This is a genomic window from Acinetobacter sp. A2 (assembly GCF_012371325.1).
GTDB lineage: Bacteria > Pseudomonadota > Gammaproteobacteria > Pseudomonadales > Moraxellaceae > Acinetobacter.
Genome location: NZ_JAAZQX010000005.1, coordinates 66,855 through 80,443, shown reverse-complemented (window position 1 = coordinate 80,443; position 13,589 = coordinate 66,855). Strand labels below are relative to the sequence as shown.

Annotated in this window: 13 protein-coding genes; 8 read left to right on the top strand and 5 right to left on the bottom strand. The window is 39.8% G+C overall.

Going from position 1 to position 13,589, the window contains the following annotated elements; genetic code table 11:
• Nucleotides 1–2: 2 nt before the first annotated feature.
• Both prmB and HHA43_RS03465 read right to left on the bottom strand, forming a co-directional pair.
• Nucleotides 3–1,013: a 50S ribosomal protein L3 N(5)-glutamine methyltransferase gene (gene prmB, locus HHA43_RS03470; RefSeq protein ID WP_168417376.1), complete on the bottom strand. Its 1,011-nt coding sequence runs from the start codon at nucleotides 1,011–1,013 to the stop codon at nucleotides 3–5.
• Between the two features lie 107 nt (nucleotides 1,014–1,120).
• Nucleotides 1,121–1,501 carry a lysozyme inhibitor LprI family protein gene (locus HHA43_RS03465; RefSeq protein ID WP_168417377.1) on the bottom strand — a complete coding sequence of 127 codons (381 nt, stop codon included), beginning with the start codon at nucleotides 1,499–1,501 and terminating at the stop codon, nucleotides 1,121–1,123.
• A 227-nt stretch (nucleotides 1,502–1,728) separates the two neighbouring features.
• Here HHA43_RS03465 and HHA43_RS03460 point away from each other — a divergent pair, with 227 nt between their 5' ends.
• The 4 genes from HHA43_RS03460 (at nucleotide 1,729) to HHA43_RS03445 (ending at nucleotide 6,411) form a co-directional block, all read left to right on the top strand.
• Nucleotides 1,729–2,034: a hypothetical protein gene (locus HHA43_RS03460; RefSeq protein WP_168460684.1), complete on the top strand. Its 306-nt coding sequence runs from the start codon at nucleotides 1,729–1,731 to the stop codon at nucleotides 2,032–2,034.
• Nucleotides 2,035–2,199: 165 nt separating this feature from the next.
• Nucleotides 2,200–3,573, top strand: a complete 1,374-nt coding sequence (locus HHA43_RS03455; RefSeq protein WP_168417379.1) for an ABC1 kinase family protein — start codon at nucleotides 2,200–2,202, stop codon at nucleotides 3,571–3,573.
• A 282-nt stretch (nucleotides 3,574–3,855) separates the two neighbouring features.
• Nucleotides 3,856–5,163: an acyl-CoA dehydrogenase family protein gene (locus tag HHA43_RS03450; RefSeq protein WP_168460683.1), complete on the top strand. Its 1,308-nt coding sequence runs from the start codon at nucleotides 3,856–3,858 to the stop codon at nucleotides 5,161–5,163.
• Nucleotides 5,164–5,211: 48 nt separating this feature from the next.
• Nucleotides 5,212–6,411 (top strand): acyl-CoA dehydrogenase family protein, encoded by a 1,200-nt coding sequence (locus HHA43_RS03445; protein ID WP_168460681.1) that lies wholly within the window; start codon nucleotides 5,212–5,214, stop codon nucleotides 6,409–6,411.
• Between the two features lie 142 nt (nucleotides 6,412–6,553).
• On the opposite strand, the gene HHA43_RS03440 is transcribed toward HHA43_RS03445, so the two are convergent.
• Complete coding sequence (locus HHA43_RS03440) at nucleotides 6,554–7,771, bottom strand: alkane 1-monooxygenase (RefSeq protein ID WP_168460680.1); 1,218 nt, start codon at nucleotides 7,769–7,771, stop codon at nucleotides 6,554–6,556.
• A 166-nt stretch (nucleotides 7,772–7,937) separates the two neighbouring features.
• On the opposite strand from HHA43_RS03440, the gene HHA43_RS03435 reads away from it, so the two are divergent.
• Nucleotides 7,938–8,879, top strand: a complete 942-nt coding sequence (locus tag HHA43_RS03435) for an AraC family transcriptional regulator (RefSeq protein WP_168460679.1) — start codon at nucleotides 7,938–7,940, stop codon at nucleotides 8,877–8,879.
• A 17-nt stretch (nucleotides 8,880–8,896) separates the two neighbouring features.
• On the opposite strand, the gene lpxB is transcribed toward HHA43_RS03435, so the two are convergent.
• Nucleotides 8,897–10,072 carry a lipid-A-disaccharide synthase gene (lpxB, locus tag HHA43_RS03430; RefSeq protein ID WP_168460677.1) on the bottom strand — a complete coding sequence of 392 codons (1,176 nt, stop codon included), beginning with the start codon at nucleotides 10,070–10,072 and terminating at the stop codon, nucleotides 8,897–8,899.
• Between the two features lie 211 nt (nucleotides 10,073–10,283).
• Between lpxB and HHA43_RS03425 the strand changes: the two genes are divergently transcribed.
• From HHA43_RS03425 to HHA43_RS03415, 3 genes are all read left to right on the top strand, one after another.
• Nucleotides 10,284–11,171, top strand: coding sequence for a sulfite exporter TauE/SafE family protein (locus tag HHA43_RS03425; RefSeq protein ID WP_168417385.1), 888 nt, complete (start codon nucleotides 10,284–10,286; stop codon nucleotides 11,169–11,171).
• Between the two features lie 173 nt (nucleotides 11,172–11,344).
• On the top strand, nucleotides 11,345–12,436 hold the full coding sequence (locus HHA43_RS03420; protein ID WP_216075687.1) for a 3-deoxy-7-phosphoheptulonate synthase: 1,092 nt from the start codon (nucleotides 11,345–11,347) through the stop codon (nucleotides 12,434–12,436).
• 61 nt (nucleotides 12,437–12,497) lie between these two features.
• On the top strand, nucleotides 12,498–13,016 hold the full coding sequence (locus HHA43_RS03415) for a fused DSP-PTPase phosphatase/NAD kinase-like protein (protein WP_168460675.1): 519 nt from the start codon (nucleotides 12,498–12,500) through the stop codon (nucleotides 13,014–13,016).
• 25 nt (nucleotides 13,017–13,041) lie between these two features.
• On the opposite strand, the gene ispF is transcribed toward HHA43_RS03415, so the two are convergent.
• On the bottom strand, nucleotides 13,042–13,530 hold the full coding sequence (gene ispF / locus HHA43_RS03410) for a 2-C-methyl-D-erythritol 2,4-cyclodiphosphate synthase (RefSeq protein ID WP_168460674.1): 489 nt from the start codon (nucleotides 13,528–13,530) through the stop codon (nucleotides 13,042–13,044).
• Nucleotides 13,531–13,589: the final 59 nt, after the last annotated feature.

The window sequence follows — 13,589 nt, the reverse complement described above, 5'->3', positions numbered from 1 at the left end:
CCTTATGCTTGAACAGATTGAATAAATAAATCGCGGTACTGACGACATTGTGCTGCAGTCAGTGCAAAAATGCCTGATCCACCTTTTTGGAATTTAAGCCAATGTAAATCGACCGTATTGAAGTTTTGCTTCATTGCCCATTCAGAATTACCCACCTCAATCACAATCAGACCATCTTCAGTGAGGTAATCTGCAGCCTGCGCCAGCATTTTGCGCACTAAATCTAAGCCATCTTGCCCTGCTGCCAATGCCAACTCAGGTTCATGGTGAAATTCTTCAGGTAAATCTGCCATATCTTCGGCATCAACATACGGTGGGTTAGATACGATTAAATCGTACTGATTTTCTGCTGGAATTTTGGCAAATAAGTCCGATTCCAATAAAGCAATCTGATACTGCTTGTTGTGATGCTCAGTATTGATTTGAGCAACTTCCAAGGCTTCTTTAGAAATATCGGTTGCATCCACTTCTGAGTCTGGAAATGCATAAGCCAATGCAATCGCAATACACCCTGAACCCGTACACATATCTAAAATACGTTGTGGTGTTTTTGGTGCAGAATTAGCAGGTAAATTATTATCTGCTTCACGCATTTGACCATTTTCATCTAGACAATATGGCGCAAAACGATTTTCAATTAGTTCTGCAATAGGTGAACGTGGAATCAAAACACGCTCATCTACATAAAATGGTTTATTAAAGAAATAAGCCAAATTCAACAAATATGAAGTAGGTACTTTTTCGTTAATACGGCGTTCAAGCAGACTTAAAAACTCAGCCACTTCGCTTGGTAAAAGTTTGGCATCTAAAATTTCTGGGTCTGCATTCCAGTCTAAAGACATGGTTTGCAATACCAATGCAGAGCTTTCTGCAAAATAATCTTCTGTACCTTGACCTAAATGTGCATCGTATTGACGTAATGCTGTAACCCCAAAACGGATAAAATCACGAATAGTGCTTAGGTTTTCAGCAGCTTCCTGCAAATGTTCAGGGCTAATTGTCGGTCGATCCACTTAAGGCGCTCCAAGGTCTAATTTTAAAACGCTTTATAATACCCTGTTTTACTCGGTTTTATAATGTTTAAGCGCATTTCAGACAATTATTTTAAGCTGCAACTTGGCTATTTAATGCCTACAAATTGACCTTGATAATAATCCGCACGTTCTACTGTCTGTGCCAATACACATTGGCGACGTTGCATTTCTGCAAAATTGGTTTTGCCCGATAAATGGCAACGCTGTTTCACACGATTTTCCCAAAGTTGATGCTGTTGTTGAATATTTTGAGCATTGCCTGCGCTACGCTTCACGTAGGCTTTATAATGTTTTTTCAATCGTTTAACTTGAGCTTTCTGCTCTTTGTGAATACATTTTTGTGATTTATCAATGCTCCCATAAGTATTATTCATACATTGTATATAGGCCTGTGAAAAACCATTGGCCCAGACTTGGCTTGTACCTAAAGCCAGCATCCCCATTAATGTAACTGCCCAAACTTTCATGTTTTCCCCTGAGCGCCTTTTGATGCATGCGCGGTGATTCTTCAATATTTTATAATTTTGCGAAACGTAAATTGCTGTATTGATGCTACAAGATTCAGGCTCAAAATCCTATAGTCAACGCCCAGCTTTTATTGCCCAGTCAATGATATATACAGAAAAATCATTGAAAAATGTGACGTCATCCCAATAATTGAATTACTCATTTTATAGATGAATCGTTCAGCCTTATGAGCTACAAACACAATAATTTAATGGCCATGCGCCAAAGCTACTGGAATGACAACCATTCAGATGCGGTATTGATTGAAAAACAATTTTTTCAGCAAATCCTGATTGAAAACGGCATTTTTGAAAATGCGTCTATGGATGATGCCAAATATCTGTTTTTTTGCCTGCCTAGCGTGATTATTGTAAAAGGTTATGCACACGGTTTTTTACATGAATCGGTCAAAACCATGATTCTCAAATTCATTCAGGACAATAAAACCCTGTTAATGAAAAAAGCTGAAACCAAAGTACAATATCGCATGTAAAAAATTCATTTCGATGCTTTATTCTATTTTCCATGCGTTTTATAGGTTTTTTTTTGATAGGAAACTCGACGTTCAGCAAGTTGAACTTTTTTAATACGTTAAGACACGGTAATATCCGTTACAATCTAATTTTCCTGCGAATTGCTGATTTAAGGATTGATTTTAATGTCAGATCAGAACGATAAGCTTAAACAACTCAAGACTTCCTCTATGGATCGACGCTTATCCATCGCAAAAGCATCCTTACTGGCGGGAACACGCTGGGCAGCTTCCAATGCCACTTCCATGTTTTCTAGCGAAGAAGAAAAAGAACGTAAACGCAAAAAAGCCATGAAAGAGCAAGCCGACTATTTGGTGGCGGAAATTGGAAAATTAAAAGGTTCAATCGTGAAGATTGGCCAAATGATGGCGCTGTATGGCGAACACTTTTTACCTGAAGAAATCACACAAGCACTCAACACACTGAATAACCAAACTGTTGCTTTGGCATGGCCTGCAATTAAACAGCAATTACAAGCACAATTGGGTGCAAAACTAGATGATCTGACTATTGATCACGAACCCTTAGGCACAGCCTCTTTAGCGCAAGTACACCGTGCTACACGCAAGTCTGATGGTTTAGAATTGGTGCTAAAAATTCAATACCCAGGCGTTGCAGATGCAATAGACTCAGACATGAGTCTATTCAAAAACATGCTCAAATTAACCCGCATGGTTCCTCAAACCCGCGAATTTGATCAGTGGTTTGATGAAGTGCGTGAGATGATGCACCGTGAGGTGAATTATCAAATTGAAGCAGACACCACTCGTCGCTTTGCAGCACGTTTAAAAGATGATCCACGTTATATCGTGCCGCAAATTGTAGATGAGTATTGCAGTGATCAAGTGCTGTGCATGACTTTTGAACGTGGTGTGCCAATTAACAGCCCTGTGATGCTTTCCCTGCCACAAGAACGCCGTAATCTATTGGGCGAAGCTTCTTTAGAAATTGCGGTGCGTGAAGTGTTTGAATGGGGCGAAATGCAAACCGACCCGAACTTTGGCAACTACTTGGTGCGTTTGGGTAATGGTGAAGATATTCACGATAAAATTGTACTATTGGACTTCGGTGCTATCCGTCAATTTGACCAGCACTTGCTGACTGTGGCACGTAATCTGATTAAAGCAGGTTATTACCATGACCCACAAATGATGGTGAATGCTATGACAGGTTACGAGTTTTTTGACAGTATTCCTGAAAGTATTAAACCCGATATGGCCAAAGTATTTTTACTGGCCACAGAAGCCTTTAGTCACCTAGACAATAACCGTGACTTACCTGCTGGCGTAATGGATGAACACTCTCGCTATGACTGGAAAAAAAGTCAGTTACATAGCCGAGTCATGCAACAGGCATCTAAGTCTATGGCTTCACGTTACTTTAGTGTACCGCCTAAAGAATTTATGTTTATTAGCCGTAAATTCATTGGTGCCTATACATTTATGACTGTGATTGATGCAAAAACCAATGTACGCAAGATGATTCAAAAGTTTATTTAAGTGAAAAAATTTTCTGCATTCATCACAACTTGAATCATCTAACTGGATTAAATGACCTAAACGGCAGACTGGCATTTCGCTTAATTGTCATTTAGGTCAATTTTTTTGAAATTAATATTTTTCAAAAAGAAAAATAATTGTGCAATATCATTTAATTAATGCCACTTGCTGTTTAGTTTTTACCGTTTATCTTTGACAATTCTGCATGTCAGCAATGACATAGTTTTTTTATACGCTGCATGTCAGCATAAAAAAGCACTTTCTATGCAGGACAGCATAATCATGAGTCAAATGATCAATAAAGCCCAAGGATTCGGCTTAGCACTACTCACAAAAATGGCATCGAGTGACCGACTGGATCAACTCAAATTGCGCAAATGGGTCGAAAAGTCACTTTATCATTCTGCAAAAGCAGGATTTAAAACACTGGAAAGCACTCAAAAAACATTTAAACGTACCCAAAGCGTGCCACAGCAACGGTTGAAGCAGCAGTCGAAAGATTTATTTGATTTATCACTGAATGAAGAACAACAAATGCTGGTCGATGCGATGCAGCAATTTGCAACAGAGGTGATCTATCCTTTGGCTTATGAAGCAGACCTTCATGCGCAATTCCCACAACAACTTTGGCAATACAGCACAGATTTAGGCTTAAATAGCTACGCCCTACCCGAAGCCTTAGGCGGAGTGGCAACTGAGCAAAATATTGTCAGTCATCTTTTAATTGCAGAACAATTGGCGCGAGGCGATTTTAGTTTAACTGCAGGACTGCTTTCGACTTTTAGTGTAATCAATGCCATCACCCGTTGGGGTTCAGAAGCGGTTCAAAATCTTTATTTAACAGCCTTTGCTGAAGCAGAGTCTAGCGGGCTGACAATACAAGCTACATTTGCAGTGCAGGAAAATACTGCTGCTTTTAATCCGTATCAATTAAAAACCAAAGCAACCTTACAAAATGGACAGTACCTAATCACAGGTGAAAAAACGCTGGTGATTTTAGCCAAAACTGCCGATTTATTTTTAGTTAGTGCCGAGCTTGATAACAAGCCCGAAGTCTTTATCGTTCAGCGTGATGCAAGCATAAAACTGAAAGAATCACCTGCTATGGGGCTAAAAGCCTCTGAAACAGTCACTTTGAGTTTTAATCAAACCCCTGCAGAACGCTTAGGTACAGATGATTTTGACTATAGCGCCTTTTTAGATTTAGGCAATCTCATGTGGTGCGCCATGGCCTTAGGTTGCTGTGAAGCAGTTAAAAGTTATTGCATTGGCTATGCCAATGAACGCACTGCATTTGGCGAGCCAATTTCACATCGTCAAAGTGTGGCATTTATGATTGCCGACATGGCCATTGAAATTGAAGCTATGCGCATGTTGTTGCTGAATGCCGCAAGTCTTGCAGAATCAGGACAAAATTTTCATCGTGCAGCGTATTTAGCCCGACTGCTATGTGCAGAAAAATCCATGCAAATTGCCACCAATGGCGTACAAATTTTAGGTGGTCATGGCTTTACCAAAGAACACCCTGTAGAACGCTGGTATCGTGATTTACGTGCAACGGCAATTATGCATTCTGGTTTACATGCTTAATGCTGAATTCAATCAAAAATAAAGCCAAAAAATATAAGGAATACAGGCATGAATTTACAAAACCCGAAAAAATTTAAAATGCTGATTGATCAGGCACATGAAGTTGCACTCAATGTCTTGCGCCCTATTTCTAGAAAATACGATAAAGCTGAACATGCTTACCCAAAAGAACTGGATATGCTCGCTGCCTTAGTCGATGGCATGAACCAAGCGGGAGATGGCATGAATGCAGGTGCTGCAGTCAATAAACGTGGCGATACATCTACAGGCAATAAAAATGGCGTAAATATGTCTACAGCCCTCAGTATTGTAGAAATGTGTTATGGCGATACAGGTTTATTACTCAGTATGCCACGCCAAGGTTTAGGTAACTCCGCCATTGCAGCGGTTGCCAATGAAGAACAATTGCAACGCTTTCATGGGGTTTGGGCTGCTATGGCCATTACTGAACCCAACTGTGGCTCAGACTCTGCGGCCATACGAACCACAGCCCGCAAAGATGGCGATGCATATATTTTAAATGGTGAAAAAATATTTGTAACCTCTGGCGATCGTGCAGATGCAGTAGTGGTTTGGGCAACTTTAGATAAACAACTTGGACGTGCTGCGATTAAATCATTTGTGGTACCTAAAGGCACACCAGGCATGACGGTAGAACGTTTGGAGCATAAATTAGGGATCAAAGCGTCAGACACCGCCAGTATTCGCTTTGAAGATTGTCGCGTGCCTGCTAGCAATCTTTTGGGTAATGCAGAAATTGATGTTGCGAAAGGTTTTGCAGGGGTAATGGAAACTTTTGACAATACCCGCCCTTTGGTTGCAGCCATGGCTGTGGGTTGTGCCAAAGCCGCATTGGAGCGTATTCAAAAAATTTTCAAAGACCACCTAGATGAACACTATGCCACCCCATATTTACAGTGCTCACATATCGCTGCACAAATTTATAAAATGGAAGCAGAATGGGAAGCTGCACGTTTACTGATGCTCAAAGCCGCATGGATGGCAGACAATAAACAGCCTAATTCACGTGAAGCCTCCATTGCCAAAGCCAAAGCAGGCCGAATTTGTAATGACATTACTTTAAGATGTGTCGAATTGGCGGCTGCGGTAGGCTATAACGAAGATGAATTATTGGAAAAATGGGCACGTGACTCCAAAATTTTAGATATTTTTGAAGGCACGCAACAGATTCAGCAACTGATTATTGCCCGACGTGAATTAGGAAAAAGCTCAAGCGAATTGAAATAATTTTACCCATTCAGACATATAACTTTATGCAATAAAAGACAGAATTTATTCAAACATCTTGGTAAATTTCTGTCTTTTACCCTATCACGTTTTCTTATCTCAACATATTATTGAGGTAATTTTTGCTATTAAAGCAGAAAGTTTAACGGCTTAACCAACGATCAATTACCGCAAATTTCTTAAAAATACGTGCACGACGCTTAGGTTGAATATTGGCTTTGTTTAAGTCGCCCTGATAATGCTCAAACACACGCTGATCCATAATTTTAAACCACAGTGGTGGAATCAGTGCAGGCAGCAACATGCTGGCATATCCACTTGGTAATTCAGGCGCTTCATCAAAATGGCGCAGTGCCTGAAATGGCCGGGTCGGATACGCATGATGGTCAGAATGACGTTGTAATTGATATAAAAATAAATTAGTCACAATATTGTTATTGTTCCAGCTGTGTTCGGGCATGGTTCGTTCATATTTACCCTGCGCATCTTTTTGTCTGAGCAAGCCATAATGTTCAATATAATTAATCAGCTCAAATAGACTGATGCCATAAAAAGCCTGAGTGGCTAAATACGGTAAAATTCCTGTACCAAAACGTGCCAGCAATACACTATGAAAAGCAGCACTTATCCCCCAGCCTTGTAACAACTCATTCTCTTTAGACCAAAATTGTTTGCCCTTACGCTTTAAACGCTGGATTTCAATTTGAATGGCAGATTGAAACGAGCCTTTCACTGTACGTGGCCAAAACTCATAAAATGTTTCACCCATACGTGAAGATGCAGGGTCTTCAGGCGTTGCTGCACGTTTATGATGACCGTAAGGATGTTCTACCCGAAAATGATTATAGCCTGTTGGTGCTAAGGCCAAATGTGACAGCAAATGATCTATTTTTGAAGATTTATGACTGAGTTCATGTGCGGTATTTACAGCAATACCGTTCACCATGCCCATAGAAATACCCAATAAAACTTTATCAAGTAATGAAGTTTGTGGGCGTCCAACCAAATAAGCAGCATAGATATTGGTGGCATATTGCAACGGAATAAAACTTTTCACCAAACGTGAATAATACGGGTCTTGTTCAAGTCGCTTTACATCTTCATTGCTTGGATTATTCGCATCTTGACCTATTAAGGTATCAATGGTTGGAATAATGACATGTAATAATAATGGCCCACCCAACGCAAATACTTTTTTGGCAGGCTTAGGTGCAAATTGGTATCCCGCTAAAATTCCCATACCCAACACAGGTAAAAATGGGCTGATCAACCACAAATAACGCTTCTTATCGAGTTGAGTAACGCTCTTATAAGGAACATCCTGTTCCATTTTTTCCATTAAATGAAGTGGTGCGTTCATTTTCTTAGCTTCCTTCTACGCTCATCTGTCTATATAGTTGAATATCAATACAAGAATGAACAGTTGCAGACGTCCAAAAAAACTATGCAAAAGTCTTTGGCGCAAAATGCGCAATATTGTCCCGAAATCACAGGTTTTTAATTTTACGTTTGTTTATGCTTAAAATATGGATGCTTTAAGTAAGATTTTTGAAGATATACATTTACACCAGTCTGCGTATATCTATTTGAATCCGCATGGAAATTGGTCATTTCAATATCATGATCAGGGTGCCATGCTGGCTTATGTGGTGCTACAAGGGACACTGCATGTGCACTTGTCTGAAAAAACCCAATTACAAGTAGATGCAGGTGATATTGTGCTGATTCCTTCGGGTTGTAGTCATTATGCATGTGCGCAAGCCAATACACACTGGACTGAACATTTTGATATTTCAGACTTATTCCAACTTAAATCACAGCAGTCTGTTCAGTTCGGAACGGTTCATCACGAACAAGCTGAAGATGCATTTATATTGGTAATCCAGTGCCACATGGATACCACGATGGCAAAACCACTTTTAAATGCCCTACCCGAATATCTACATATTCCACATATTATGTGCAGCACAGCACCTGAATGGTTGCAAATTGGCTTACAGTTTTTAGCAGTAGAAAGTCATCAAATCCGACCTGGCCGTGACAAAATACTCGATCACTTGGTGAGTATTTTACTTATAGAATGTGTGCGGGATTATATTGCCCAGTTAGATGACTCCAATAACTGGCTTGGTGCTTTGGCACATCCCGAACTTTCCAATGCCTTAGCGGCTATTCACGGCCAACCCGAACAGGCTTGGACTGTGGAAAGCCTAGCAGAACAATGCTGTATGTCCCGCTCTAAATTTGCCAACTTATTTAATCAGTTAATTGGCGAGCCACCTTTGGCCTACTTACAACAACATCGTCTGCGTTTGGCATCAAATTATTTGCAGCAAGGCCAACTGTCGATACAACAAATAGCACATCGTGTGGGTTATTCTTCAGAAACCGCATTTAGCCAGACATTTAAAAAGCAGTTTGAACTGACGCCTAGCCAATATCGACAGCAATTTCAAACCACTCTATAAATAATTATGCGAATAACTTAGTGATCCAAAATTGCCAAAATTGCTTGGGCTGGGTCTTCGCTATTGTCTGACAGCAATTGTTTATGCATGGTCATGTGCTGCATGGCTTGAATCTGTGCAGCTTCAATATTCATTAGCTTTTCAATTTCAGAAGCCAAGCGTTCAGGCGTTGCATCATCCTGAATTAATTCCTGAATGACCTTTTTACCTGCAATAATATTCGGTAATGAATAATACGGAATTTGGACCAACAATTTTGCAATCCAGTAGGTAATACGGTTGAGCTTATAAAAAGTCACCATAGGACGGTGCAGCAACATCGCTTCCAAAGTCGCCGTTCCCGAAGCCAGTGCAATAATATTGGATGCATTCATGACCTGACGTCCAATTTTTGACTCCGTACCACGATTTTCCATAATCTTGATTTTGGCTTGTAATACTAGCGGATAAGACTGCAACAGATTTTCAATTTGTTGTTTGCGTGCGTCATTAATGGCAGGAATCAAAAAAATATACTGTGGATGTTTTTGGCTTAAAATTTGAGCTGCATCTAACACCAAAGGTCCTAAACGTTCAATTTCACCACGTCTACTACCTGGCAATAAGGCAATATGTGCCTGAGTGTCATCTAAACCCAATTCCTGCTTCGCTGCTGTAATTGGATTATCTAGACTTAACTGGCTCGCAAGTGGATGCCCAACAAAAGCAGCAGGCACATTCCATTTTTTAAAAAAGGCTTTTTCAAATGGAAATAGACACAACACCAAATCTATACTGGCTTTTATGCCATGTACCCGACCTTGACGCCATGCCCACACCGAAGGACTAACGTATTGTACCGTTTTAATGGGTAGGTTTTTTTGTTTTAAACTTTTAGAAAGACGTAAATTAAAATCGGGGGCATCGACACCTACAAAAACATCGACTGGGTTGTTACTCCATTGTTCGACTAGACCATCGCGCACCGCAAATAGTTTTTTTAGGTCTTTGAGTACTTCAACTATGCCCATCACCGATAAAGTATCCATCGGATAATAGCTTTTAAAGCCTTCTGCAATCATTTGAGGCCCACCAATGCCTTCAAACTCTGCATCAATGCCTTGCTCACGAAAACGTCGCATAAGTTGTGCACCCAAAGTATCTCCCGATACTTCTCCCACAACGATACCAATTTTAAGTTTCCGATTTTGCAAAGGTTTTTCCTCTAAATTTTAATTTATATCACTTAGGGCATTTTAGCATAGCCACTGTATTTTGTAAGAAATAGAAATTTTAGATGACTATTTTCCTGAAACAGCCAAATTCACTATATCTGTTTTAAGAATAAGTAAATCATTAATCAAGACAACAGCTTATTTGCAAAAGTCATACTATATCCACGTTTTTTATGTTCGGCAGCTTTTCATGGTTGGTCCTATTGAGTTTATTTTAGCGGGTGTATTGGTTGGCTTCTGCGTTGGTGTCACTGGCGTTGGAGGTGGTTCACTCATGACTCCTATTCTGATCAGCCTGTTTAAAATTGAACCGCACATTGCCATTGGGACAGACCTACTTTATGCCGCGATTTCAAAATTTTGTGGTTCTTTGGTGCATGCAAAAAAAATGAATATCGTCTGGCCTATTGTAATTTGGCTTGCTGTAGGCAGTATTCCAGCATCTTTTGCCACACATTGGGTATTGGAAAATTACTTAAGCCAATCTACTCATTATAAAATGGTGCTGACCGTTGTTCTTGGCTTTATGTTGACTTTAACAGGCATCTCAATAGTATTCCGTAGCCAAATCGAAACTTTTTTTAATAAATACAGAAAACAAGAATTACCTGACATGACTCAGGATTTAGAAAAAGTCAAACTTCAGGCTGCAGATAAGCGCGCACTGATTGTGATTATGGGCATTGTACTTGGGGTATTTGTCACACTTTCCTCAGTCGGTGCTGGTGCTTTTGGCATTATGGCTTTGGTGTTGATGTTTCCAAACCTACCAATGATTCGTATTATCGGCTCAGATGTCGTGCATGCAGTACTGCTAACCTTAGTTGCAGGCCTAGGACACATGAGTTCAGGCAATGTCGATTTCAATTTATTGATTTGGTTGCTGGTCGGTTCAATTCCAGCCATTGTGGTTGGTACTTTGCTCAGTTCCCGTTTACCTGAAAAAGTTATTCGTAAAGTTTTAGGAATTACCCTATTTGTGATTGGGATTAACTTTATGGTCAATCCTGTCAAATCTAAGCCTGTAAGTACACCTGAAACAGCAGCTGTGATTTCTGAAGCACAATCCAAGCAATAATTAACAAACTAAGTTTGAATATGCTTTTACTAAAATGGGCAGTTTAATTTATCTGCCCGATTCATCACTTATTTTTTAAAGAAGTATTCATCTTTTTATAACAAAATACAGTGAAATTCATGTTATATTCAGACTATTAAACAATCTTTTGTATGATCAAACCAGTGACGGCAATGAATACTTTACAGTCTAATCCTCTTACACAATCAGACATCGATGACGTGAATATTAAAAGTATTCAGCCACTCGTGACTCCTGCAGAATTAAAAACTGAGTTACCTTTGACTGAAACTGCTTATCAAACCGTTCTTCATGGTCGTGAAACTATCCGCAATATTTTAGATGGTAAAGACAAGCGTCTATTTGTGGTCATTGGCCCATGTTCTATTCACGATCCTGTTGCTGCACACGAATATGCAGATCGTTTGAAAGTTTTAAGCGAAAAAGTAAAAGACTCTCTTTACATTGTCATGCGTGTCTATTTTGAAAAACCACGTACTACTGTGGGCTGGAAAGGCTTAATTAACGATCCAGACATGAATGACTCTTTCAATATTGAAAAAGGCTTACGTCTTGGTCGTAAACTTTTACTTGAGCTAAATGAAAAAGGCTTACCATGTGCAACCGAAGCACTTGATCCAAACTCACCACAGTATTATCAAGATTTAATTTCTTGGTCTGCAATTGGTGCACGTACCACAGAAAGCCAAACACACCGTGAAATGTCTTCAGGTCTTTCATCTCCTGTTGGTTTTAAAAATGGTACAGATGGCGGTTTAACAGTTGCAACCAACGCTATGCAATCGGTAAAACATGGTCATAGCTTCTTAGGCCTGAATGATCAAGGTCAAGTTTCTGTAATTCGTACCAGCGGCAACCAATATGCGCATGTGGTTTTACGAGGTGGCAATGGCAAACCTAACTACGATGCTGGCTCTGTTGCAGAAGCTGAAAATGCTTTAACTAAAGCCAAAGTTAGCACCAAAATCATGATTGACACCAGTCATGCCAACTCCAACAAAGACCCATTCTTACAACCGCTGGTATTAAAAAATATTACCGAGCAAATTGTTGATGGTAACAAGTCTATTGTAGGCATTATGGTCGAAAGTCACCTTAAAGGTGGTCGTCAAGATATTCCTGCAAACTTATGCGATTTAGAGTATGGTAAATCTGTGACTGATGGTTGTATCGACTGGGAAACCACAGAAAAAGCATTACTTGAAATGCATGAAGCATTAAAAGATGTTTTAGCAAATCGTTAAGATTTAAAAAACGCCATCTTCATGATGGCGTTTCTATTTGTTGCATAGGAAATGACTCGCCATGAATGAACTTGAAACTCAACTTAGCCAAATTAAAAAATTCCAGTTTGTTCATGAACGCCTGTTTACTTCAGGTCAACTTACCGCAGACGAATTAAAACTGATTAAAGAGTACGGCATTGGCACAGTAATTAATTTGGCTGAAAGTGATGCCGAACACACCCTTCCCCATGAGGATAAAATTTGTCTAGATATTGGACTCAACTATATTCAGTTGCCAATTTCACTGGAAACACCATCTTCAGATCAGTGCTTATTGTTTTTAGATTTACTGGATCATTTACTGGAAAGCCAAATGGTCTGGGTTCACTGTAGCAACAATAATCACGCCAGTAGTTTGATGTATGTATATCGCCAATATTTTATGGATATGGATATTGCCACAGCACAAGACTTCTTACATGACATTTGGAAACCCAATGAAACGTGGACAGGTTTAATTCACGCAGTATCTTTACAGCTTCAAGGTCGTAAAGCCACTCAAGACTTACAGCAGGCTTTAGAATCTGCTGAAACTTGATTCGCCTCAGCAGATATCTTCATTTTTATTTAGTATGTGAAATTAGCACTGTTGCAGTTGCTAAAATACCTTCCTGACGTCCAGTAAAACCGAGTTTTTCGGTAGTTGTGGCTTTAATACTAATTTGTGTTACTTCCACATCCAACACATCGGCAATACTTTGGCGCATTTCCAAAGTGTGCGTAGCAAGTTTTGGACGCTCACAAGCCACCGTAATATCGGCATTATTCAGTTTATAACCACGGTCTAAAATCAGTTGGTACACATGTTTAAGCAGCTCTCGGCTATCTGCACCTTTATAATTCGGGTCTGTATCTGGAAAGTGCTGACCAATATCTCCTAAGGCCAATGCACCTAACAGCGCATCACACAGCGCATGCAACACCACATCACCATCTGAATGTGCTTTTAAACCTTGTGTATGCGGAATTTGAACACCTGCAAGCGTCACAAAATCCCCTGCTTCAAAGGCATGAACATCTAATCCTTGTCCAATTCGAATATGTGCAACCATGTTCAACTCCTGTAGAAATAAATCATTGAAATCTTGTATTCATACTTTCGATTTCGCTA